The sequence below is a fragment of the Croceivirga sp. JEA036 genome (assembly GCF_011882165.1).
Taxonomy (GTDB): Bacteria; Bacteroidota; Bacteroidia; order Flavobacteriales; family Flavobacteriaceae; genus Croceivirga.
Map to the genome: position 1 here is coordinate 190,530 of NZ_JAATON010000002.1, position 24,253 is coordinate 214,782.

General features: G+C 37.3%; 25 protein-coding genes. 8 read left to right on the forward strand and 17 right to left on the reverse strand.

Annotated elements, in window-relative coordinates; genetic code table 11:
* The 11 genes from HCO57_RS05690 to HCO57_RS05740 are packed head-to-tail and all read right to left on the reverse strand — an operon-like array spanning window position 1 to window position 12,061.
* Window positions 1-720 (reverse strand): cell division protein FtsQ/DivIB, encoded by a 720-nt coding sequence (locus HCO57_RS05690; RefSeq protein WP_167988230.1) that lies wholly within the window; start codon window positions 718-720, stop codon window positions 1-3.
* Window positions 710-2,062 carry a UDP-N-acetylmuramate--L-alanine ligase gene (murC, locus tag HCO57_RS05695; protein WP_167988231.1) on the reverse strand — a complete coding sequence of 451 codons (1,353 nt, stop codon included), beginning with the start codon at window positions 2,060-2,062 and terminating at the stop codon, window positions 710-712. Before murC ends, HCO57_RS05690 begins: the two co-directional genes overlap by 11 nt.
* On the reverse strand, window positions 2,059-3,147 hold the full coding sequence (gene murG, locus HCO57_RS05700) for an undecaprenyldiphospho-muramoylpentapeptide beta-N-acetylglucosaminyltransferase (RefSeq protein WP_167988232.1): 1,089 nt from the start codon (window positions 3,145-3,147) through the stop codon (window positions 2,059-2,061). The genes murC and murG overlap by 4 nt, the downstream gene beginning before the upstream one ends.
* The gene (locus tag HCO57_RS05705) at window positions 3,134-4,336 is read right to left on the reverse strand and encodes an FtsW/RodA/SpoVE family cell cycle protein (RefSeq protein ID WP_167988233.1); all 1,203 of its coding nucleotides are present in this window, start codon (window positions 4,334-4,336) and stop codon (window positions 3,134-3,136) included. Before HCO57_RS05705 ends, murG begins: the two co-directional genes overlap by 14 nt.
* Before the next feature lie 13 nt (window positions 4,337-4,349).
* Window positions 4,350-5,684 carry a UDP-N-acetylmuramoyl-L-alanine--D-glutamate ligase gene (gene murD, locus HCO57_RS05710; RefSeq protein WP_167988234.1) on the reverse strand — a complete coding sequence of 445 codons (1,335 nt, stop codon included), beginning with the start codon at window positions 5,682-5,684 and terminating at the stop codon, window positions 4,350-4,352.
* Window positions 5,685-5,686: 2 nt separating this feature from the next.
* The gene (mraY, locus tag HCO57_RS05715; RefSeq protein ID WP_167988235.1) at window positions 5,687-6,907 is read right to left on the reverse strand and encodes a phospho-N-acetylmuramoyl-pentapeptide-transferase; all 1,221 of its coding nucleotides are present in this window, start codon (window positions 6,905-6,907) and stop codon (window positions 5,687-5,689) included.
* A gap of 6 nt (window positions 6,908-6,913) precedes the next feature.
* On the reverse strand, window positions 6,914-8,377 hold the full coding sequence (locus tag HCO57_RS05720; RefSeq protein ID WP_167988236.1) for a UDP-N-acetylmuramoyl-L-alanyl-D-glutamate--2,6-diaminopimelate ligase: 1,464 nt from the start codon (window positions 8,375-8,377) through the stop codon (window positions 6,914-6,916).
* Entirely contained in the window at window positions 8,374-10,383 is a 2,010-nt protein-coding gene (locus tag HCO57_RS05725) for a penicillin-binding protein (RefSeq protein ID WP_167988237.1), read from the reverse strand. Before HCO57_RS05725 ends, HCO57_RS05720 begins: the two co-directional genes overlap by 4 nt.
* 1 nt (window position 10,384) lies before the next feature.
* Window positions 10,385-10,702, reverse strand: a complete 318-nt coding sequence (locus tag HCO57_RS05730) for an FtsL-like putative cell division protein (RefSeq protein WP_136949616.1) — start codon at window positions 10,700-10,702, stop codon at window positions 10,385-10,387.
* Between the two features lie 2 nt (window positions 10,703-10,704).
* On the reverse strand, window positions 10,705-11,598 hold the full coding sequence (gene rsmH / locus HCO57_RS05735; RefSeq protein ID WP_167988238.1) for a 16S rRNA (cytosine(1402)-N(4))-methyltransferase RsmH: 894 nt from the start codon (window positions 11,596-11,598) through the stop codon (window positions 10,705-10,707).
* Complete coding sequence (locus HCO57_RS05740; protein WP_167988239.1) at window positions 11,588-12,061, reverse strand: division/cell wall cluster transcriptional repressor MraZ; 474 nt, start codon at window positions 12,059-12,061, stop codon at window positions 11,588-11,590. The genes rsmH and HCO57_RS05740 overlap by 11 nt, the downstream gene beginning before the upstream one ends.
* A 259-nt stretch (window positions 12,062-12,320) precedes the next feature.
* Between HCO57_RS05740 and HCO57_RS05745 the strand changes: the two genes are divergently transcribed.
* From HCO57_RS05745 to HCO57_RS05765, 5 genes are all read left to right on the forward strand, one after another.
* The gene (locus HCO57_RS05745; RefSeq protein WP_136949613.1) at window positions 12,321-13,085 is read left to right on the forward strand and encodes an alpha/beta fold hydrolase; all 765 of its coding nucleotides are present in this window, start codon (window positions 12,321-12,323) and stop codon (window positions 13,083-13,085) included.
* Between the two features lie 64 nt (window positions 13,086-13,149).
* Window positions 13,150-13,767 (forward strand): ribosome biogenesis GTP-binding protein YihA/YsxC, encoded by a 618-nt coding sequence (yihA, locus tag HCO57_RS05750; RefSeq protein WP_167988240.1) that lies wholly within the window; start codon window positions 13,150-13,152, stop codon window positions 13,765-13,767.
* Window positions 13,768-13,831: 64 nt separating this feature from the next.
* Window positions 13,832-14,554, forward strand: coding sequence for a pirin family protein (locus tag HCO57_RS05755; protein ID WP_167988241.1), 723 nt, complete (start codon window positions 13,832-13,834; stop codon window positions 14,552-14,554).
* Window positions 14,555-14,575: 21 nt separating this feature from the next.
* The gene (locus tag HCO57_RS05760) at window positions 14,576-15,034 is read left to right on the forward strand and encodes a hypothetical protein (protein WP_167988242.1); all 459 of its coding nucleotides are present in this window, start codon (window positions 14,576-14,578) and stop codon (window positions 15,032-15,034) included.
* A gap of 203 nt (window positions 15,035-15,237) precedes the next feature.
* Window positions 15,238-16,428 carry an ATP-binding protein gene (locus HCO57_RS05765; RefSeq protein ID WP_167988243.1) on the forward strand — a complete coding sequence of 397 codons (1,191 nt, stop codon included), beginning with the start codon at window positions 15,238-15,240 and terminating at the stop codon, window positions 16,426-16,428.
* A 3-nt stretch (window positions 16,429-16,431) separates the two neighbouring features.
* Here the strand turns inward: HCO57_RS05765 and gldC are convergent, their stop codons facing one another.
* Both gldC and gldB read right to left on the reverse strand, forming a co-directional pair.
* Complete coding sequence (gldC, locus tag HCO57_RS05770) at window positions 16,432-16,767, reverse strand: gliding motility protein GldC (RefSeq protein WP_136949608.1); 336 nt, start codon at window positions 16,765-16,767, stop codon at window positions 16,432-16,434.
* Window positions 16,767-17,735 carry a gliding motility lipoprotein GldB gene (gene gldB / locus HCO57_RS05775; protein ID WP_167988244.1) on the reverse strand — a complete coding sequence of 323 codons (969 nt, stop codon included), beginning with the start codon at window positions 17,733-17,735 and terminating at the stop codon, window positions 16,767-16,769. Before gldB ends, gldC begins: the two co-directional genes overlap by 1 nt.
* A 67-nt stretch (window positions 17,736-17,802) precedes the next feature.
* On the opposite strand from gldB, the gene nadE reads away from it, so the two are divergent.
* Window positions 17,803-18,600: an NAD(+) synthase gene (gene nadE, locus HCO57_RS05780; RefSeq protein ID WP_167988245.1), complete on the forward strand. Its 798-nt coding sequence runs from the start codon at window positions 17,803-17,805 to the stop codon at window positions 18,598-18,600.
* A 163-nt stretch (window positions 18,601-18,763) separates the two neighbouring features.
* Window positions 18,764-19,393 (forward strand): response regulator transcription factor, encoded by a 630-nt coding sequence (locus HCO57_RS05785; RefSeq protein ID WP_136949605.1) that lies wholly within the window; start codon window positions 18,764-18,766, stop codon window positions 19,391-19,393.
* 58 nt (window positions 19,394-19,451) lie between these two features.
* On the opposite strand, the gene dnaG is transcribed toward HCO57_RS05785, so the two are convergent.
* Window positions 19,452-21,428: a DNA primase gene (gene dnaG, locus HCO57_RS05790; RefSeq protein WP_167988246.1), complete on the reverse strand. Its 1,977-nt coding sequence runs from the start codon at window positions 21,426-21,428 to the stop codon at window positions 19,452-19,454.
* Between the two features lie 69 nt (window positions 21,429-21,497).
* Here dnaG and HCO57_RS05795 point away from each other — a divergent pair, with 69 nt between their 5' ends.
* The gene (locus tag HCO57_RS05795; protein WP_167988247.1) at window positions 21,498-21,743 is read left to right on the forward strand and encodes a zinc-ribbon domain-containing protein; all 246 of its coding nucleotides are present in this window, start codon (window positions 21,498-21,500) and stop codon (window positions 21,741-21,743) included.
* A gap of 2 nt (window positions 21,744-21,745) precedes the next feature.
* On the opposite strand, the gene HCO57_RS05800 is transcribed toward HCO57_RS05795, so the two are convergent.
* From HCO57_RS05800 to HCO57_RS05810, 3 genes are all read right to left on the reverse strand, one after another.
* Window positions 21,746-22,825, reverse strand: a complete 1,080-nt coding sequence (locus tag HCO57_RS05800) for a coiled-coil domain-containing protein (protein WP_167988248.1) — start codon at window positions 22,823-22,825, stop codon at window positions 21,746-21,748.
* Window positions 22,826-22,908: 83 nt separating this feature from the next.
* Window positions 22,909-23,643 (reverse strand): hypothetical protein, encoded by a 735-nt coding sequence (locus HCO57_RS05805; protein WP_167988249.1) that lies wholly within the window; start codon window positions 23,641-23,643, stop codon window positions 22,909-22,911.
* 11 nt (window positions 23,644-23,654) lie between these two features.
* On the reverse strand, window positions 23,655-24,221 hold the full coding sequence (locus HCO57_RS05810; RefSeq protein ID WP_167988250.1) for an RNA polymerase sigma factor: 567 nt from the start codon (window positions 24,219-24,221) through the stop codon (window positions 23,655-23,657).
* Window positions 24,222-24,253: the final 32 nt, after the last annotated feature.

Below are 24,253 nucleotides of genomic sequence, written 5' to 3' on the forward strand. Positions count from 1 at the left end.
TTATATTTTGGTGCAAACCACTTGATTATCAAATTCTAAACTCACCATGGCGTAACTATTTAAGCTTTTATCTTTAGCAGCTTTTACATAAAACGCCATAAAATTCTTGAACTTCTCGTCAAGGTTTTCCACACTCCCTAAATGCACTACAAACTCCTCTACCCTTAACTTTAATTGGTATTGGTCTTCATCTTTAAGATGTATACCAATTACATTTTTTCTTAAAAAATCGTCCTTGTTTATGTACTCCAAAATGGCGTAGGCATCTTCTAAAGTTTTCTCTGTTATTTTACCAGTAATGATTGGCACTCTTGCCGAGTGGTGTCTGGATAACGGCATGCGTTTTCCTTCATCATCCAAATAAAATCTAGAGACTCCTTCAACCCTTCCTATTGGTTTACGCTGAACAATCTTTGAAATAAGTGTACCATTAACAGAGCGGTAAACTTGGGCATTTTTAACCATAGGATTGGATTGTATAACCTCTTCTATGGTATTCAAAACTACCTCTTCTTTTGCCCTATTTTTTAATGGTCCATATTTTTGTATTAACAATTTATTAACCGACTCTTCTGTGATATATAAATTGTTGTCTCCCAAAAACTTAATTTCCAATTCTGTTCCTGGTCGCAAGTTACTTCTATACCCTGCAAAACTGTACAAGCCAACCACAACCAACAGTAAGCCAATTAGTTTAATATGTTTCAACTTAATTTGCATAAGTCAATCCATTTTTAATTTTTTCCACCTCTAAACCAATATCCCCAGCACCTAAAGTCATTAAAACCTCTAGGTCGCCTTTTTTGAGCTCTTCTACAAGACTATCCTTTTCTACAATTCGTTTCTTTGGATGGTCAATTTTACTAAGCAATACTGCTGAAGTAACACCAGGAATTGGCTCTTCTCTTGCCGGATAAATTTCTAACAGAATCACTTCATCGAACTGCGCTAAGCTTTTCGCAAATTCTTTTAAAAAATCTCGTGTTCTAGAAAACAAATGTGGCTGAAAAATGACAGTCACTTTTTTCCCAGGATGCATTTCTCTTACTGCTTGATGTGCTGCATCTATTTCCGTAGGGTGATGCGCATAATCATCGATATATAAGAAATTCTCATTCTTTATTTGATACGAAAACCTACGCTGCACACCTTTAAAACTAGCCAAACCTTTAGCCAAATCACTTGCGTTAAAACCTGCTTCTACAGCCATAGCAAATGCTACCAGTGCATTGGCAAGATTATGACGGCCAGGCTTAGCAAAAACAACGTCTTTAATTAATTTCTTGGGTGTTTGTATATTAAAACAATAATACCCGTTTTGCACACGGACATCCGTGGCGCAATAATCAGAACCATCTTCTATACCATAAGTCACACCTTCTAAGCCCACTGTTTGTGGAACAAACAACTTGCCCCTACCAGACAGTTTAGCCTTAAACGCTTTGAAGCTATCCACTAAAGTCTCTTCATCCCCATAAATATCCAAATGGTCTGCATCCATAGAAGTGATACATGCCATATCTGGATGGAGTTGTAAAAAGGAGCGATCGTATTCGTCTGCCTCTACCACAGCATATTTAGAGCCGTTAAAAATGAAGTTGCTATTAAAATCCTCTGAAATACCTCCTAAAAATCCAGAAAACGGAGCATCTACAACTTTCAACAAGTGTGCTAATATGCTACTTGTTGTAGTTTTACCATGCGTCCCAGCTACTGCAAAAGAATAGGCATTTTTAGTGATTAGACCCAAAACTTCCGCTCTTTTAAGCACATTAAAATCTTGAGTATTAAAAAATGCTAGTTCTGAATGCTTTTGGGGTATTGCTGGTGTATAAACCACCAAGGTTTTGTTTACCGTTTTGCAAAAATCAGGTATTTCTGATACCGCATCCTCATAGTGAATAAGCACACCAGAAGACTCTAATTCTTGAGTAAGCGGCGTCTTGGTTTTATCATAACCTGCAACCTGCTTACCTATAAATTGAAAATAGCGCGCTAGGGCAGACATACCAATGCCACCAATACCCACAAAATAAACGCTATTTATATCTTTTATATTCACTTTAATAACTGCTCAATTTCATCTACAATCATTTCTGTTGCCTGTGGCAAGGCTAATGCTTTAATATTTTCCGACAACTGCTTTTGCAGGTCTTTAGAAGTAAACATTTCATTAAAAACAACTTGAAACTTCTCTTTAAGCTCATTTTCTTTCAGCATCAATGCAGCATGCTTTTGCATCAATGCCTGAGCGTTCTTAGTTTGATGGTCTTCTGCCACATTAGGAGATGGAATAAATAATGTTGGCTTACCCACTAAACACAATTCAGACACCGAACCAGCACCTGCTCTAGAAATAATAAAATCTGCCATTACGTAGGCTTTATTCATCTCGTTCAGAAATGCACGGACCACCACGCCTTTTTCGTTATATTTTTTATATTCTTCGTGATACAATTTTCCACATTGCCATAGTACTTGGACTTGTTTTTCTTTGAAGAATGGCAACTGCTCCTCTATTAATTGATTTACACGCCTTGCCCCTAGACTACCACCGAGCACTAATACGACTGGTGCATTTGCATCAAAGCCAAACTCCTTTTTAACTTCATCTGAATTTAAAGTAGTTTTCAGCAAATCCTTTCTAACAGGATTTCCTGTTTTTACTACTTTGCGTTTTGGGAAAAATTGCTCCATCCCATCATAGGCAACACATATCTTATATGCTTTTTTGGCCAATAATTTATTGGTAACTCCGGCAAAAGAATTCTGTTCTTGCAACACATAAGGCACTTTGGATTTAGACGCCATTTTTAACAAAGGACCACTAGCAAAACCACCTGTACCTATAGCCACGTCTGGCTTGAATTTTTTTAAAATGCTACGTGCTTTAATTAGACTTGTTAACAGCTTAACAGGAAACAATACATTTTTTAGAGACAGTTTGCGTTGCAAACCACTAATCCACAACCCTTCTATAGCATATCCTGCTTGTGGCACTTTCTCCATCTCCATTTTATCCTTTGCCCCAACAAATAAAAACTCAGCATCAGGAAACCTGCGCTTAAGCTCATTTGCTATAGCAATAGCCGGGTAAATATGACCACCCGTACCGCCACCAGAAAGTATAAACTTATATCTGCCCACTTAATATCTCTAAAGGGTTTGTATCATCTATTTCTGTAGAGGATTCTTCCTCCGTTTTTTTATTACTTGCACTCAGCACAATACCAATAGCTAAACAGGTCATCCAAATGGAAGTCCCCCCCATACTAATTAAGGGTAAAGGCTGCCCCGTAGTTGGAAACAACTGTACCACTACGGCCATGTTTATCAATGCTTGAAAAACAATCGGGATACCTACACCTATCACCAAAAGCTTACTAAATATAGATTGTGCTCCATTAGCCACCACCACAATTCTGAACAATAGAAGCAGGTAAAAGAATAACAATCCCACCCCACCTATTAAACCATATTCTTCTATGATAATAGCGAATATAAAGTCTGATGTACTCTGTGATAAGATGTTTTTCATCACACTCTTACCAGCTCCTTTCCCTACTAATCCACCTTGGGCCACAGCCATTTTAGCATAAGTTACTTGCCTGTTAGCATCGGCACTAGCATCCTCTGGATTCATAAAAGTTTCAATCCTAGATTTCCATGTACCTGCTCTATCTGGCAGCACCTCTGGCGCTTTGAATAGCACGAACATAAACATACCTACAAGAACCGCTCCAGTACCGCCTATAACTATCAAATATTTTAAGGGATAACCTCCTAAAAAACACAATAAAAATGCCATTGCACCAACAATTGCCGCAGTAGAAAAGTTAGCAGGTAATATTAAACCTACCACCAATGCAATTGGTATCCATAGTGGCAAAATACTTTCCTGAAAAGTAATTTGCTTCTCTCTAATTTTACTTAAATACCGAGCAATCCATATCATTAACACCACAGAGGCTAGAGTAGAGGTTTGGAAAGGTATCCCAACAATGGGGATCGTAATCCATCTATTAGCACTAACCCCGCCAATATTGGTTTCTACGGTTAAAGTGTAGGCCAACAAACCTAATACTATAGGAAAACCTATGAGACTTAATCCTTTAAAATAATGTGCAGGTATTCTGTGCACCGCAAAAATAATCATGAAACCCAAAAACAATAACACACCATGTTTTACCAGATGCCCTAATGCCGTCCCAGTATCTTTTACGTAAACTAAATTGGTACTAGCACTATAAACGGGCAAAAAGGAAAACACTGCCAACAACGCCACAATTCCCCAAATGGCGCGGTCCCCTTTTATGTTTTTCATTAATGCCTTCATGTACTACTACATTTTACAAATTCCTTACTGCCGCCTTAAATTGGTCACCTCTATCTTCATAGTTCTTAAACAAATCAAAACTTGCGCATGCCGGTGATAGCAATACAGTATCTCCTTTTTCTGATGCCTTGTAAGCAATCTTTACCGCTTCTTCCATGGAGTAGCATTCTACCATAGGCTCTACCACGTTCCCAAAAGTGGCAATCAGCTTACTATTATCTACCCCTAGACATATAATGGCTTTCACCTTTTCTCTAACCAAGGGCATCAATTCTGTATAATCGTTTCCTTTATCCGTTCCACCCACTATCCAAACTATTGGTTTTTTTATACCGTCCAATGCATAGTAGGTAGCATTTACGTTGGTAGCCTTAGAGTCATTTATATACTCTACATGGTTAATTTTTAACACCTTCTCTAATCTATGGGGTGCCCCCTGAAAAGATTGTATACTCTGCCTAATGGCCTCCTTCCTCACGCGCACAAGCATAGAAGCCATACTGGCCGCCATAGCATTTTTAGTATTGTGCTGTCCTTCTAGTGTTAAAAAATCTGTACTCATCTCCAAATAATTAGTGTCTACTTTAAATTTCATTATGTTCTTGTCTAACCATGCACCTTCCTTTACTTTTTGCTTAAGCGAAAAAGGCAATAACTTTGACTTTACTGGGTGCTCTTTTAACCAGTTTACTATAACTTCATCATCTGCGTCATAAATCAAATAGTCATTTTCATCTTGATTCATTGCGATGCGAAACTTGGATGCGATGTAATTTTCAAACTGATAATTATACCTATCCAAATGGTCTGGTGTTATGTTGGTTATAATGGCAACATTTGGTTTAAACTCCCGAATACCATCCAATTGAAAGCTGCTAATTTCTAACACATAGCAATCCAAAGATTGCTCTGCCACCATCTTAGCGTAGCTATCCCCAATATTACCTGCCATACCCACACTTACCCCTCCGTTTTTAACCAAGTGATGCGTTAACATTGTTGTGGTAGTTTTGCCGTTACTACCCGTAATACCAATAATTTCTGCGTTCGTAAATTGCGTAGCAAATTCTATTTCTGAAATTACAGGAACACCATTCTCTACCAGCTTTTTAACCAACGGCACTGCATCTGGTATACCAGGACTTTTCATTACCACATCTGCAGTTAAAATCTTAGCTTCTGTATGCTGCTTTTCTTCCCAGTCTACATCAAGTTGCACAAGAACTTCTTTATATTTTTCTTTGATTGGCCCAAAATCGGACACAAAAACATCAAAGCCTTTTTGCTTTCCTAAAATAGCCGTGCCTACGCCACTTTCACCACCACCTAACACCACTAATCGATTCATCCTTATCTAATTTTAAGGGTGACAATACTCATAATCGCCAATAAAATACCAATGATCCAAAAGCGCGTTACTATTTTACTTTCGTGGTACGATTTTTTCTGATAATGATGATGCAAGGGCGCCATCAAAAATATTCTCTTACCCTCTCCATACTTTTTCTTGGTATGCTTAAAATAGCCTACTTGAAGCATTACTGAGAGTGACTCCGCAAAGAAGATTCCACATAAAAGCGGAATCAGTAATTCTTTACGCACAATAATGGCAATTACTGCAATAACACCCCCAATAGTTAAACTCCCGGTATCTCCCATAAAAACCTGAGCAGGGAAGGTGTTATACCAAAGGAACCCTATTAAACCACCCACAAAAGCAGCGATAAAAACCACCAATTCTCCCACTCTCGGGATATAAAAAATATCTAGATAATTAGAAAATTGTATGTTGCCAGAAACCCAAGCAAATATGCCTAAGGTGAGTACAATAATTGCTGAAGAACCAGCCGCCAACCCGTCTATACCATCTGTAAGGTTAGCCCCGTTAGAAACCGCTGTGACAATGAGTATTACTACAGGAATAAAGATTAGCCAAGCATATTCTTTAGCGCTATCACCCATCCAACCAATAAAATCTGCATAGTCTAGTTCATTGTTTTTAAAGAAGGGAATATTGGTACGCTGTGTTTGCAATTCTTTACCATATACCTTTTCCACCTTAAATTCTTCCGTAATTCTGGTAGAATCTTTTTCTTTTATGGTTACTTCTGGATGAAAATACAAGACAGCACCTACCAATAAGCCTAACGTAACTTGGCCTATTACTTTAAAACGACCTTTAAGTCCTTCTTTATTTTTTTTAAATATTTTGATGTAGTCATCTATAAATCCAATGATACCCATCCAAACCATGGTCACTACAAGTAAGATGACATAAATATTTTTTAAATCGCACACTAACAAAACTGGTATTAGTGTAGACATTATAATAATAAGACCACCCATGGTTGGTGTACCAGCCTTTTGCTTTTGCCCTTCTAAACCTAAATCCCTAATGGTTTCTCCAATCTGTTTTTTCTGCAGAAAAAGAATTATCCTTTTTCCATAGACCATAGCAATTAGTAAGGATAAAATCACTGCAAACCCCGCCCTGAACGACAAAAATTGAAATAATGACGCTCCTGGGAACTGGTATTCTTGTTCTAAATATTGAAATAGGTAATACAGCATTTATTCTTATTTATCTAATTCTTCTAAAGCTTGTTTTACTTCTTTATAATCATCAAACTCTGTACGAACTCCGTTGATTTCTTGATAGGCTTCGTGCCCTTTTCCTGCCACAAGTATGATATCATTAACATCTGCTAGTTTACAAGCCGTGCGTATCGCTTGTCTTCTATTTTCTATAGACAGCACTTTTCTTGTATTCTGCGCTTCTACCCCTTTTTCCATTTCTTCTAAAATGGTGGCTGGTTGTTCTGTTCTAGGATTATCTGATGTAAAAATTGCTTGTTGACTCATCTCTGATGCGATATGACCCATAACCGGACGCTTAGACTTATCTCTATCACCACCACACCCCACTACGGTGATGACTTTTTCATTTCCAGTCCTTAAAGTGTTTATAGTGTTCAACACGTTTTTTAGTGCATCCGGCGTATGAGCATAATCAACAATAGCCGTTATTTTATTCTTAGAAACAAAGTATTGAAATCTGCCTGCAACATTATTCAACTCACTAATCAACCTTAAAATCTCTAGCTTATCTAAACCAAGATTTTCTGCCGTAGCATATATTGCAAGGATGTTGTAAGCATTAAAATCGCCTATCAACTTGGTCCAAACTTCATCACCATCTATTTTCAACAATTGACCGTCCAATTGTTTTTCTAGTATTTGCCCTCTATAATCTGACATGGATTTAAGGGAATACGATAGTTTTTTAGCTTTAGAATTTTGGAGCATCACCATTCCATTCTTGTCATCCAAATTCGTAATAGCAAAGGCTGTTTTCGGAAGTCCATCAAACAACAACTTTTTGGTATCTCTGTACGCTGCAAAAGTTTGATGATAATCTAAATGATCATGAGAAAGATTGGTGAACACAGCACCCTCAAACTTTAGGGCTTCTGCTCTTTTTTGATGAATTCCATGAGAACTTACCTCCATAAAACAAAACTCCACCCCTTCTTCTGACATTAAGCTTAAATACTTATTAATTGAAAGAGAGTCTGGTGTTGTATGGGTAGTTTTATACTCTGTATTATTGACTAAAATTTTAATAGTAGAAATTAAGCCTACTTTATACCCTGCTTTTTTAAATAGGTGATACAACAGGGTAGTGATAGTCGTTTTACCATTAGTCCCTGTTACCCCAACAAGTTTTAAATTTTTAGAAGGGTTATCATAAAAGTTGGCAGCCATGTGCGCCAATGCCAGCTGACTATCTTTTACCTGAACATAGGTAACACCATTGACCAATACTTCTGGCAGCACCTCGCAAACAACAGCCTTTGCTCCTGCATCTACAGCTTTAGCAATGAACTTATGACCATCTACAACCGAACCATTAATAGCCACAAAGACATCGTCCATGCCTACTTCTCTAGAATCGAATTGGATATCATTCACCAACACGCTAGTATCGCCATTTACTGCCGCTATACCTGCACCGTATAAAATGTCTTTCAACAACTTCATGATAGCTCTAATACTACTTGTTCAACTTTATTCAATGCTGTACCCGCTTTCACGGACTGTTTTTTCACTTTACCATTTCCCTTAACTTGAACTTTAACCCCAAGATTTTCTAGCAATGAAATGGCATCCATACCACTCATTCCTTGTACATCAGGAATGGTTTTATGCGTTTTTTGAGCTACTTGATAAAATTTACCAAAATCCTCCTCTACCAATTCTTCCTTTGGATGCTCTGGATTCACCTTATCTATTACCGGAGAATTGATAAATATCTTCTGAGCTAAAGATTTAAAAACTGGTCCAGACACATCTGCTCCGTAATACCCAACACTTTTATCTGGTTCATGAATTACCACGATACAAGAATATTTAGGATTCTCCGCAGGAAAATACCCTACAAAAGATGAGATATATGCCAATTTATCTGGATCTTTTGCCACATAGTTTTTTTGACACGTACCGGTCTTCCCCGCCATACTAAAACTAGGTGAATACAACCCTCTCCCCGTACCGTATTTTTTCTCTACCACATTTTTAAGCATCTGCTGTGCTTTCTTAACCGTTTCCTTGGAACAGATAGACGGATTCAACACTTCTTTTTCAAATGCCTTTAGAACCTTGTTACCTACTCTGGCTTCTTTAATGAATCTTGGCTTTAGCATTTCGCCATCATTAGCAATAGCATTGTAAAAGGTTAAGGTTTGCAAAGGCGTCATAGAAACCTCATAACCATGAGACATCCATGCTAAAGAAATACCAGACCACCCTTTATCCCCAGGGTAACGTATTACTGGGTCGCCTTCTCCAATGATGGGTAAGTCTAAGTTTTTGTGTAATCCCATATTCATTAATCTATTCACAAACTTCTCTGGTTTGTCTTTATAGTTTTCATGAATAATCTTAGCAAAAGCGGTATTAGAAGATACTGCAAACGCATCTGCAACAGACACTTTACCGTAACCGCCCCACTTAGAATCCTTAACTACACGGTCATAGACACGATAACGACCTTTCTCCGTATCTACAACCGTGCTTGTATCTACCATATTATCTTCCATGGCAGCAATCAAGGACATTAACTTAAAGGTAGAACCCGGCTCATGAGACTCGCCCACCGCATAGTTTAACCTTTCATAATATTTCCCCTCTTCTGTTCTTCCTAAGTTTGATATCGCTTTTATCTCACCTGTTTCTGTTTCCATTACCACCACACAACCATGGTCTGCTTTGTAATGCTCTAGTTGCTTTAACAAGGCATGATGCGCTATATCTTGAATATTACTGTTGATAGTAGTTACAATATCTCTACCATCTTGCGGCTCCACCACATTATTAAAACCCACGGGCTTCCATTGACTACCGGCACTCTTTTGTTTAAGACGTTTACCTTCTCTACCTCTTAAATATGTTTCTCCAAAAGCACCATCTAAACCAACCCTTGTATAGTAGCCATTCTCATCCACACGCTCATAACCAATACTCCTAGCCGCCATCTTACCTAAAGGATACTCACGCACAACTCGGTGAGATTCTATAAAACCACCACGGTGCGGTCCTAACTTAAAAAGCGGAAAAGAACGCAATCTTTGATAATCTAAATAGCTAACATTACGAGCAATTAATTTGTATCCGTTTTTGTTAGCCCTAGCCTTACGTAGTAATTGCCTATAATGAGAAGAAGGTTTATCAAACAAAACCCCTAAAGAATCGCATAAAGGACCAATATTAGCCTCCCAATCTTTAGCTGTTACCGTATTCGTATCAAACCTTATTTCATATTTGGCCACAGATGCCGCTAACAAGCTACCGTCATCTGCATAAATGTTACCTCGATTGGGCTGTATGGTGAACATTTTTTCGGTTTTGGCCAAAGCCATTTCTTTATACTCATCACCTTTAACCATTTGTATATCTACCAGCTTCCAAACCACGGCTACCCCAAACAGAAAAAGCACCCCAGCTATGAGGTACAGTCTATGCATTATGGTTTTTTCCGTTGTTGCCATTTTACTTGGTAGTTTTTACTACAATTTTTTTAGGTGGATTTAAAGAAGGCTTTAAACCTCTATCCGCAACCTCTTCTCTTAAAAAAGATTCTAATTTTAATTCTTGAAGCATTCGTCGGTTGCCCACAAATTCTGAGCGTAACGACCTCACCTCTTCATTCAAGACCGAGATTTTGTGTACTTTTTTATCTGCTTGGTGACTACTAGAAATCATTATTGCAGCCAATAGGGAAGCAAATAGCAAAAACAGCCAATTCTTTGGCGCATCACCACTCACCAAGAATTTACCCTTTAAAATATCTAACAACCCTTTTTTCATCCTTACAACTTTTCTGCTATTCTCAATTTTGCGCTCCTAGCCCTGTTGTTTCTTGCTATCTCTGCAGCATCGGGAACAATTAATCCCCCCACTTTTTTTAATGGAACACTAATGTTGCCATAAAAATCTTTTTCCGCTTCTCCTTGAAATTTACCATCACGAATAAAACGCTTAACCAGACGATCCTCTAAGGAATGGTAACTAATAAGACTTAGCCTACCCCCTTTTACCAGCAACTCTGGCACTTGTTCTAGAAAATCCTTCAACACTTGTATTTCTTCATTCACTTCAATACGAATTGCCTGATAAATCTGAGCAAGAATTTTATGCTCCTTATTCCTTGGCAAAAACTTGTTCAGAACCTGTTTTAGCTGCTCGGTAGTTTTTATAGGCTGCTCTTGCCTAGCACCTTCTATTGCCTTGGCAATAGCCATTGCATTGCGCAACTCCCCATACTCTTTAAGCAGTTGCGCTAGGTCTTTTACTTCGTAATGATTAACCACATCGTATGCAGAAGCGGTTTTACGCTGATCCATACGCATATCTAAATCCCCATCAAAACGAATAGAAAACCCTCTATCCGCTTCATCAAACTGATGCGAAGAGACACCAAAATCAGCTAGAATTCCGTCTACTTTACTTACCCCATAAAATTTTAAGTACTGTTTTAAGAACCTAAAATTTTCATTAATCAAGGTAAACCTTGAGTCGTCTATTGTATTTTGCAGCGCATCTTCATCTTGATCAAAAGCGAACAATTTGCCTTCTGGCCCCAATCTTTTTAAGATTTCCCTACTATGACCGCCGCCACCAAAGGTGACATCCACATAAACCCCATCTTCTTTAATTGCAAGACCATCTACCGTTGGCGCAAGCAAAACTGGATCATGATACATTGTCTGTAGCTTTATCAGAATTCATTACTTGCTTAGCCAACGCCTTTTTCTCTTCCTTGGAAGCCTGAATTACATTTTCATACGCATCCTTATCCCAAATCTCTAAGTGCTTACCAATAGGAGCAATAACTACTTCTTTAGTTATCCCCACCATACTAATCACATCTTTAGGAATCAATAACCTCCCTGTTGCATCTACCTCTATCTGCCTTAACCCCGCGGTATACATTCTTATAAAGTCTATATTCTCCTCATCGAACCTACTTTTTTGGTTCAACTCTCCCATTACTCTATTCCACTCATATGCAGGATACAACTCCAAACACTCGCTGTAATACGCTTTTTTTATAAAGAAGCCATCTTTTAGAACAGGAGCCATCTGGTTGCGCAACGCTACAGGCAGCATAACCCTACCCTTAGCATCCGCTTTACAGTTAAAAACCCCAAAGAAAAAAATATCCAAAATCGGCTTGTTTACGTAATACAACTCAAAAATATAAAATTTATTACCACATTTTACCACAAAACCCCACATTGTTAATAAAATGCGAATCTGATTACCCACAATTTGCCACTTAAAGACAAAAATTGGATTCATTTTACCACCGCAGCAGATTATAGCGTTTTACAAAAAGTGCTCCTACCAAAATTATAGTCGAAAATCAATTATGCATACATAATATTGAATTGCCTATATTTGCGCTCCATCGGAACCAACTTAAATGGAGGAGACAATTGTACAGGACGGTAAGTACCGTTATTTGGAGCTAGGTGAAGGAACACCGATTATTATTTTACACGGACTTATGGGCGGTTTGAGTAACTTCCATGGGGTTACCGAATACTTTCCACCCAAAGGCTACAAAGTTTTAGTTCCAGAGCTCCCTATTTATGACATGCCAGTTATTAAGACTACGGTTAAGAACTTTGCTAAATTTTTAGAAGGCTTTATAGAACACAAAGGTTTGGATGATGTGATCCTGTTGGGGAACTCCCTTGGCGGACATATTGGTTTGTTACACACCAAAATGTTTCCAGAAAAAGTAAAAGCACTTGTAATTACAGGAAGTTCTGGCCTTTACGAAAACGCTATGGGCAATGAATACCCTAAAAGAGGGGATTACGAATTCATTAAGAAAAAAGCCCAAGACGTTTTTTATGATCCCGAGGTGGCCACCAAAGAAATTGTTGACGAAGTTTTTGCTACCGTTAACGACCGTATGAAATTGGTAAAAACGCTCGCTATTGCCAAAAGTGCCATTAGACACAATATGGCGAAAGATTTGCCAAAAATGGAAACACCCACCTGTATTATTTGGGGTAAACAAGACAACGTTACACCACCAGAAGTAGCCACAGAATTTCACCAGCTTTTACCAAATTCTGATTTATTTTGGATAGATAAGTGCGGGCATGCACCCATGATGGAACATCCAGAGAAATTTAATCAACTACTAGACGCTTGGTTAACACAAAAAGGGTTATAGCACAGCTTCGTCTACTAGCCTAAACAACTTGGTTATCTTTGTTTACCTTTTAAAACAAGTAAAGATGAAAATTACTTCAGCTGAATTTGTCATGAGTAATTCTGACGTTACCAAATGCCCTAAAGAGCCTATCCCTGAATACGCTTTTATTGGTAGGTCTAACGTTGGCAAATCTTCTTTAATAAATATGCTGGTAGAACGTAAGAGTCTTGCAAAAACATCTGGCAGGCCAGGAAAAACCCAATTAATTAATCACTTTAAGATTAATAAAAACTGGTTTTTGGTTGATTTACCTGGGTATGGTTATGCCCGTGTTTCTAAAAAAGAAAAGAAAACGTTTCAGAAATACATTACTGAATATTTTTTAAAACGAAAGCAGTTGGTTTGCGCTTTTGTTCTTGTTGATATTAGGCATGACCCACAACCCATAGATTTAGAATTTATGGAATGGCTAGGTATTAATGGCATTCCATTTGCAATCATCTTCACTAAGGCAGATAAGCTAAAACCTGGTGCTATTAATAGCCATGTTACCCGTTATTTAAACTCCCTTTTAGAGCAAGCTTGGGAAGAAGCGCCGCCACATTTTGTAACCTCTTCTAGTAATTACACAGGCAAGGAAGAATTACTCGCTTTCATAGATGAAATAAATGCTGATTTCTCGCCAGAAGCAATGGCATAAACAGAATAATTCTTGTTTTCTGTTGCAATCGTTTCTTTGTAACTTTAAGCTCAATTAAATTGCGATGAAAACAGTACTACATAAAGCAGAAACTAGAGGTTTTGCCAATCATGGTTGGCTAAAAAGCTATCATACTTTTAGCTTTGCCGCCTATAGAAATCCAGAACGTAATCATTTTGGAGTTTTACGGGTATTAAATGATGACCGCGTAGCTGCTGGCATGGGTTTTGGCACACATCCGCATGATAATATGGAAATCATCTCCATACCACTTTCTGGAGATTTAGAGCACAAGGACTCCATGAGCAACGTCACCACTATTAGAGAAGGAGATATACAAGTAATGAGTGCTGGGACGGGCATATCTCATAGCGAGTACAACAAAAATAATGACAAGGAGGTGCAATTTTTACAAATATGGATTTTCCCAAAAGAAAGACAAGTAACCCCTAGATATGATCAAATTTCATTAAAAGAAATAGCCACAATAAACAATTTTTATCAAATCCTTTCACCCAATTCAGAGGATCAAGGTGTATGGATACATCAGGACGCTTGGTTTTCTTTAGGCGATTTTAAACAAGAAACCACTACCACATACAAAACCCACAAAGAAGGTAATGGTATCTACGTATTTATATTGGAAGGCGAAGCCACTACAAACCAGATAAAACTAGAAAAAAGAGATGGCTTAGGCATATGGGATACGACAGAAATAACAATAACCGCTAGCCCTAACAGTAGAATTCTAGTCATGGAAGTCCCCATGCAATTACCACGCATCTAAGTACAATTTTAAACCAACTACATGACAGCAGCTAAAAACACTCCCACGCTCAAAAATTTTGTTCAGACCTTAACCATTATTCACATTGTCCTAATTGGTGGTACCCTGGCATTTTCTACGTTTTTATACCTTTCCTCTAAAAACCAAGGAGTAACCGTACCACAACAAGAGAGCATCTTACTTTACGTGTTGCCTACGCTTGCCGCTATTGCTATTTTCCTAGGCAACTACATTTTTAAGCAAAAGATAGAAAAAGCAAGAAACCTTCCCAGCATACAAAAAAAATGCAGCGCCTACTTGCCGGCCAGTATTATTAGATATGCATTGTTAGAAGGTGCCGCTTTACTTAACATTGCCGGATACACCTTAGAAGGCTACCCAATCTATATTACAATAACAGGCACTTTAATTCTTTACATGCTATGGCTACGCCCAACCAGAGAAAAAGTAAGCAAAGATTTAATGTTAAAGAATCCTTAGTTAACGGAACAAAAAAAGCCTCTAAACTATTCTTTTGTTCAATGCTACCACTTACACCATAAACGAAAACCTTTTCTGCAATCGTTTGCATAAAATCGAAAAGCTTTTTGTATAAATTGTAAGTAGTTTCTCTCGTTTATTTGTTTTAACGTTTTATTATCACTAACCATTAATTGTAAAACGGAAGCAAAAGATTAGAGGGGATGAAACAGCAAACAAGTATCATTTTCAAAGCTGAACAAAAGGAGCGACTTCAAGAGTTATTTATACTGAACTCTATGAAGCAAGATGAATTACAGCGCATTTATAAATTGGCTAGTGCAATCAGTGGTGTGGATAAAGTGGAATTTCAACTTTTTGATGAGGAGTTTGATTGGTATACGGCGAAAACGCCATATAACCAAAAAGCCAATCACGGTGCGCTGTCCCTCTCTAAACATTTGCTAGCTAAAAGAAAAATACAGCTAGAGGTAGAAGACTTACATACGCATCCAGATTTTGTTTTTGAAAAGCATTTTGTGGCTAAAGACAATCTTAGGTACTACTTTGGAACTGCATTAAAATCTGAAGTAGGGCATTATTTAGGAGTTCTATGTGTTTACCATGATAAACCGTTAACCCTTACTACCAACCAAAAAGAGGGTTTCGAGGCACTAGTTGACCAGATTTGCCAAGCAGTAGCCCTTAAAAAAGCTAAAAAAAGCGTCATTGCTATTTGCGAAAAGAAAGAAGCCAAACTAAAAGGATTACACCAAGAGCTACATTCTTTTACTCAAGAGTTGATTGCTCCTACCTTGCGTTTAAAAACAGCAATAGACACCTTCAGCAAAGAAAATGGCCATCTAGATTCCTATTTAGATACATGGGTACGTGATATAACTAAGAATGCCAACACATTAAACCATACTTTAGGTGGCATGTTAGACCATATCTTGTACAACACCACACCTATAGATTATCGCAATTTTAACCTTAAGGATTTAATTGCCAAAACAAAAAGCAAAGTAGACCCAAACAACAACTTGACTTTAGTGTCTGAAGAGACCGAGGAAGAAGTATATCTGTTTGAAAAAGGACTAGAATTTTTGTTTACCAATCTATTTAGCAACAGCGTTTTAGATATCAGAAACGGTAGATATTGTAAAATAAGTTACCAAAAAACAGAGACACATCACCAGATATTTTATAGTGATTGTGGACCAAATATTAAGGAACATTATCCTGACCAAATCTTTCAAATGTTCTATACAAGGAAAAATGAAACCTGTAATCAACGTGCTTTTGGTTTGGCTACAGCCAAGTGTTTAGCAGAACGCATGAACGGTTCTATTTCTATAATAGAACCTGTTGCTAAAAACAGCTTAACGTTTAAATTACAATTGCCCGTTATTTAAGGGCTATTTTTTTAGCTCCAATTTTTCCGCAAAATAGTCGCAAAAATCTTTCATGGTTGCAGTCATCTTTTCGTCTTGGGTTGCCCTCATAAACGTATCACTCATAGTCACCAAAGTCTGATGAAAGAACACTTTCATTTCATCTACGGGCATATCCTTAGTCCATAAATCTATTTTAAGAGATTCTTGGCTTTTACTATCCCAAACAGATAACATCATAGCTTTGGCTTCTTCATTATCAATGCCGCCATCTTGAGCAGACCAACTTAATTCTTCTGGAACCCTGTTCTCATCTAATCCTACTTTCAACTTAATCTCAGAAGTATGTACTACCGCCATTATTTCTTTGGTTTATAATTTGATTTTTTAAATAATTCATCTGATGGCATATCTAACAATTCCATTAAACTAACTTTTGGATTGTTCTTAGCATATGCTCTTACAATTTGCCACCCCATATACCTACCTAACCTGCCAGGCGTTTCGTTATCTAACTCTAATCTAAATTTAGAAAAGGGAGCTGGATCTAAAAATCGCCTATCTAATTCTGATGCCGTACTGTATAGCAATTCTTGTTCTACAAAGTACCGCCACATCTGCTCTTCATTGGCTTTTGCCCAAGCCATTTCTTCTGGAGTAAAACCTATCTTTTCTGCATCAGTTGCTTTTGGCAGCAATTTATCTTTAATCCACAATTCTTTTCCATAGTAGACCATTCTAGACAAAAATGTTCTGTTCCTAGGAAACTTATTGATGGTTTTAGCAAATGCCCCTGCCACATCTGCCATCATATAATCTTTATTTAAAGCCTTTGCTATGTAATTAGACAAACCCGCATAAAACTTATGTTCTGGACCTAAATAGTTATCAAGACCTATAAGTAACAAACTATCCGTTAAAACCACCCTGGCATCGTACTGAACTTCAGAAACTAAGGTTACCACTTTTGGCACCTCATAATTAGGAACATAATACTTAATATGCTTAAAAAGGGTGATTAACTCTTTCTCCTGTGTTTTAAAATTTGGAAATGCCTTATCAATTTCTGCTTTCAACTCCAATTGCAGCGTATCTGTAAGTTTCATGATCCAAACACTGTCTGGCACCTGTTCTGGAAATAAATAAGGAAAACTATTTTTTAAGATTGGTATAGCTTCGGGCTTGGCATTCGCAAATTCATCATCAAACCGCACTACTTCCAAATTAATTGGTAAAGCATTTATAGCAACCTCAGTCTTATCTTTTTCTTGGCAGGAGAAAACTATAAAAATTCCTAGAATTACAAAGAATTGCAGATACCTCTTCATTTTTAAAGCTACAGCGTTTAAATTTACAAGGTGCAAAGGTAAATTATTGACCGTAAATAAAAAGATTATGCAAACAGAAAAGGTAGTAGATCATATTGTAGGGTGGTTAAAAGATTATGCCACTAAGGCTAACATTAAAGGATTTGTAATAGGTATTTCTGGCGGAATTGATTCTGCGGTGACTTCTACCCTTTGTTCTAGGACTGGTTTAGACCTTTTATGCATAGAGATGCCAATTCACCAAGCGGAAAGTCAAGTTACCCGTGCAGACCGACATATAGCTTGGCTAATGAAAAACTACAACAACGTTAATAGACAACCTGTAAATTTAACCCCTGTATTTGACAGCCTAGTCGCTGCCCTACCTGCAGTAGAGAATGAAGAAGAACGTTTTATGTCTTTAGCGAATACTAGAGCAAGATTACGAATGACCACCTTGTATTACTTTGCAGCATTAAAAGGCTATTTAGTAGCAGGCACAGGCAATAAAGTAGAAGATTTTGGCGTTGGTTTCTATACAAAGTATGGGGATGGTGGCGTGGATTTGAGCCCCATCGCAGATTTAGTCAAGACTGAGGTATACGAAATTGGCAAATTTTTAGGGGTAAACCAAGATATTTTAGAAGCAGCACCAACAGACGGCCTATGGGGCGATGACAGAACAGATGAAGATCAGATTGGCGCAAGTTATCCAGAATTAGAATGGGCTATGCAAATGGATGATGAAGGCAAAACAGGAGATGACTTTACAGGAAGACAAAAAGAGGTGTTTACTATCTATAAAAGATTTAATACCGCAAACAAACATAAGATGATTCCCATCCCTGTTTGTGAAATTCCTGCAGTGTTAAAAAATGCAGATTAACCTTTAAAAAGCCATTTAAGACGAAAAAAACCGTAGGATTACTATGTTTTTTCTGAAAAAAATTAAAATTTGTCGCCCATATTGGTTAAATTGCCTTCAGTATTTGTAAGCATTTATTTATTAAATACAATTTTAGGCCTAACATAATAGAAATACTACCACAATGATTAATGTTCTTATCGCGGACAGTCACCCAATTGTTCGTTTGGGAATTAGACAAGTTTTAGACCATGCATCTGGTTTTGAAGTAATTGCCGATGTATCTTCCACAACGGAGTTGTTTGAAACTCTTGGCAAGGTTTCCCCAGACGTTGTTATGCTAGAGATGGATATTCCAGAAATTAATGGCATTGCAACTTTGAGAAAATTAAAGCAAGATTTCCCCAATACAAAAGTTTTAATGTACAGCGGACAGTCAGAGGATGTTTACGCTTTGAGTACTATAAGAGCTGGTGCTTTTGGTTATCTTTCCAAGACTGCAGATGTAGAATATATAAGGTCTGCGGTTAAAAAAGTAGCCGAGGGCAACATGTTCATCACCAATGAGCTAGCACAAAGACTCGCTTTTGATGAGGGTACACAAAAACCAAGGAGATTCTTTAGAAAACTTTCTACCAGAGAGATAGAAGTACTTAAATTGTTAGCTAGTGGTAAACGTAATAAAGAGGTTGCCGAAGGCTTGAACTTAAATGAAAAAACAGTAAGTACATACAAAGCTCGTTTAATGCGAAAGTTAAATGTGGATAATTTGGTAGATCTATTACAACAGGCCAAAGCATTAGAATTATACTAAATATTTTAAGATTTAGGCATCATATTTAAAACCCCAGTAAAACTGGGGTTTTTATTTTTTAAGATAAAACTCTGTTTAGTTTTGAGCTAAGAAGTTTATTCAACTGAATATAGTTGATAATTTCTTCTAGGACTTCTGCATGGGTTTCCACAGCGTTTTCTGTGGTTTGCTGTAAATGGGTAATTCTGTTCCGTATAAGATTACATCGTAAAGAAAGAATTGTTTCGCTTACCAATTGGGCAACGCCTACTTCCTTATTTTTAGGGTATATATCTTTACGCTCCCAGTTGTGCAGAACATATTTTTCTTCGTCCATTAGGATAGAAGAAACCTCCTGTATAGCATCTTGCTCCAAAAGTGCCATAAAACCATTCAAATTAAATCCTTCAGTTTCATTCAAAAAACCTATCAGTTTGTTATAAATAGTTTTGAAGGAGTCGTTAGTCATTTCTACTTCGTCTTCCTGTAGGTCCAAAAATATCTTTTCATATACTTTGGCTTCGTACTGCTCTGGTTTTAGTTCTAAATTTCCTTTTTCATTTTCTTTAAGCACTAAATCTTCGAACTCCTCTACCTTATCGCCATATACTAATAAAAGTTCAATAATCTTTTTCTCTAATATAAATTGAACATCTACCTTTTCTGCTTGTGTATCGTTTTTGACAACTTCAAACGCTTTTTGTTCTTGAGGTATTTGTCTTTTACTCGCCTCTTTTTGTTCTTTCTTAGAGATTTGCGCTAAGGTGTTGTATAAAACAGCCTCGGAAACATTCATCAATTTAGCGCATTCCTGTACGTATATTTCTCGCTTAATTTGATCCGGTATTTTAGAAATACTATTTACAATATCCCTTACGGTATCTGCTCTTTTTAACGGGTCGTTGGCTGCCTCCTTAGTTAATGTTGATGTTTTAAACTGTATAAAATCCTTAGCATTGTCCTTAAGATAAGTAACTAGGTCATCGTAAGCATTGTTTTTAGCAAAACTATCTGGATCTTCTCCTTCTGGAAAAGTACAAACCTTAACATTCATACCCTGCTCCAAAATTAAATCTACCCCACGCAAGGATGCGCGTAAACCGGCAGCGTCTCCATCAAACAACACAGTAATATTATTGGTAAGCCTATTAATCAATCGTATTTGTTCGGGGGTAAGGGCAGTACCGCTAGAGGCTACCACATTTTCTATCCCTGCCTGGTTCATCTGTATTACATCCGTGTAGCCTTCTACCAAAAAGCAATTGTCTTCCTTGGCAATCGCTTGTTTGGCAAAATAAATCCCATACAAAACTTTGCTTTTGTGGTAAATATCACTTTCTGGAGAATTTAGGTATTTGGCCGCCTTTTTGTCATTGGTTAAAATTCGACCTCCAAAACCCAAGACTCTACCGCTCATAGAATGAATTGGAAACATTACTCTGCCTTTAAAACGGTCAAAGGTTTTCCGTTCTTGGCCTTGTTGCTCTTTAACTATGGTTAATCCGGTTTTCTCTAAATAGTCTAGCTTGTACCCTTCTCCTAATGCTTCTTTGGTAAAAGCTTCCCATTGGTCTGGATTATAACCCAAACCAAACTTTTTAATGGTGTTATCTGTAAAACCACGCTCCTTAAAATAGCTTAACCCAATAGCTTTTCCTGGCTCTGAATGCCATAACGTTTTCTCAAAATATTTTTGTGCATACTCAGAGACCAAATACATACTTTCCTTTTCATTGGCTTGCTGCTTTTGCGCATCGGTCTGCTCTGTTTCTTCTATTTCTATATTGTACTTTTTTGCTAAGTACCTTATTGCTTCTGGATAACTAAAATGTTCGTGCTCCATTAAAAAAGCCACTACATTACCACCTTTACCACTACTAAAGTCCTTCCATATTTGTTTTACAGGGCTTACCATAAAACTCGGGGTCCGCTCGTCAGAAAAAGGACTAAGACCTTTAAAGTTTGTGCCCGATTTTTTTAGCTGAACAAAATCGCCTATTACCTCTTCTACCCTTGCGGTTTCATATACTTGGTCTATAGTAGATTTTGAAATCATTTAAAATGAAAAAATTTAGCGCGTTAGATTACTACCTTTGTAGCAGTATTCAAAGATAATTAATCGGTAATGATTCTATTCTTCGGTACCAAAAAAGGAAAAGAAAATAGCAACAAAATGCCCAGCGTGGTTTGCGGGCATTGTGGACAAAAAGGTACGGTAACGCTTTATTCTCAAGAAACCTTAGCCCACGTATTTTGGTTGCCCATAACAAAAATAAGAACAAACCACTATGCGGAATGTTCCCATTGTAAACGTGTGTACTATAAGAACGACTTTTCAGCGGATATGCTTAAAGCCATAAATAAGAAATAGCACTACAAATCGAACCGAAGGCCAACGGATATATTTCTCTGCTCCACAGCGGCATCTTTAAAAATTGGGTTTAAATCGTACTTAACATACAATAGCATGCCATCTACGCCCGCATAAGCACTTAAACCATAGATTAAATTGCTTGTATTGTAATCTCGCTTTAGCTTATCCTTTATTTTATCCCCGTCCATTTGATATTTTAACTTTTGGCGCGTACCAATATTAAAACCTCCGTAGCCACCAAATCCTAACCTAAATTGATCTTGTAGGCTGTATCTAATTTTTTCCTCAGTTTTATAGGTTTTAGAAGGCCCCACCTCAAAATGGATTGGAAAAACCAAATTATCCATTCTTAATTTTGATTTATCTAGCTCAACATCAAATTCTTGTAACTCGGTCTGGTTCTCGTTCATTACAAAAAATTGATTGTTTTCTGGTTTTAAGCCGTTAAACTGAAAAGAGAATCCGTAATTAAAACGCAACCAATTACTATGCTTAAACACCCTGGTTCGCCATTGCCAACCCATTTCAAAAAAACGACTTCCCGCAATCTTATAAGGCGTATCTGCAAAAGACTCTCCTTCTATGATGGCATTATTAAATCCTATAGCCATCACAAAATCTGAATAGGTACGGCGGTCATATTTTATTTTTGACCTGCGAGGATTATTATTAATTCTTATGCCAAATAAATTACCATTATCCCCATCTTCATTACCAAAACCTATTTGCACTTGAGTTTTATAGTTAAGGCTATCTACTTCTAAAACATTACCCTTATTACGCTCAATTAGCGCTATTTTATTTTCTATAATTGCAATCCTATTTTCAATATTCAGCGCTCTTTTTTTAGCTGCTTCCCCTTTAAGCTCGTCTGCTTCTTTTTTGGTAATAAGCTTCGCTTCTAGTTTAGCGTTTATAGCCTCTACCTCTTCCTTGAGTGCTTGCTTTTCTTGTTGGGTTATTTCTGTCTTTAAGACTTTTAATTTTTCAATTTCCTTATGTATTTGTTCTTCTTGTGCTTGGACGAACAATGTTCCTAGTAGAACTAAAAACACGCTAATAATTACGTTGTTTTTCATGATTTTTTGTTGATTTAGACCAGTATTTGGCCACCCTCTGAATTAAAGAGGGCAGCTAATACCAATGATTGATTGATGAATAATTACTGATTGCGTTCTGCAACGGCCGTACGTACCTTAAAAAAGCCGTCTTTTAATTTATCAAAAACTTTATCCCTAAAGTTTTGGTCCAGCTCAGTTTCTACCTCTGCCAACAAAGCCACGGCATCTACCTTACCATTTGGACGCAGTATTTTTTCTTGTAAGATTTCTTTTTGAGCATTTAATAGTAATGAGTCTATTTCAGAATCCAATAAACTAGCGTTCTGAGATGCTTCCAAGGCCGTTACCTTTGCCAATACTTGCGCCAACTTACCGTTAACCAAACTATCTAGCTGCTGGTCTTTTACCGGTATTGCTTGCGCCAACTCTTCTTTTTTAGGCGGCATAACTTGTTCAACATTAGACTGTTGCTTCTTTATTACTAGTTCCTTTTCTCCCTTGTCTTTTATTCTAGTTCCTTGTACCACAACAGTACTCTCTCCAACGGTTTTAGTAGTTGAAATTTTAACTTGTTCCTCTCCTTTTTGATTGGTATTTGAATTTTTCTCCACTTCCACAAGTTGGGTAGGACTATCAAATTCCACATTTGATACCTTAAAATACGTAAAGAGGCCCAACGCCACCATAACAGTTGCTGCTACAGCCCACCAAATCGCCAGTGGTTTTTTCTTGGCGGGAGCATCTAATTGCGATGCAATTTTATTCCAACTGGTAGCTGCGGGCTGCAGGTTTCGTTGCTCCAAGGTATTTTTGATATGTTTTTCTAACTTATTCATTTCTAATTCTTTTACTGCTGCATGGTTCTGTTATCAAATTCTTTTTGCAGCTTAAGATTTTCTTGTAATTGTTTACGAGCTTTAGATAATTGCGATTTAGAAGTACCAACAGTAATATCTAGTAATTCTGCAATCTCCTGATGTTTGTACCCCTCTACCGCATACAAAACAAAAACCATCTTGTAACCCTCTGGCAAAGCATCAATCAATTGTTGTACATATTCCACATCTAGTTCAGTGCTGGAATGGTAAGAAGGTTGTTGTTTTTCAAAAACCTCATCGTCATACACTACAAATTGTTTTTTGCGTAAATAGGTAATGCTCTCCCTAACCATAATTCTACGAACCCAGCCTTCAAAACTTCCTTTAAACTCAAAAGATTGCAATCCTTTAAAAACCTTTACAAACGCAGTTACCATAACATCTTCTGCAAAATGTGCATCTTTAATGTATTGTCTGCACACACTCAACATTTTAGGCGCATATTGTTCATAGATGGCCTGCTGGGCATCTCTATTTCCTTTTTGTGCCTTTTTTATGAGCAACTTTTCGTTAGTATAAAAAGGTATAATCTTCAATGTGTTTAGATTGTCTTCTAATATTATAGACG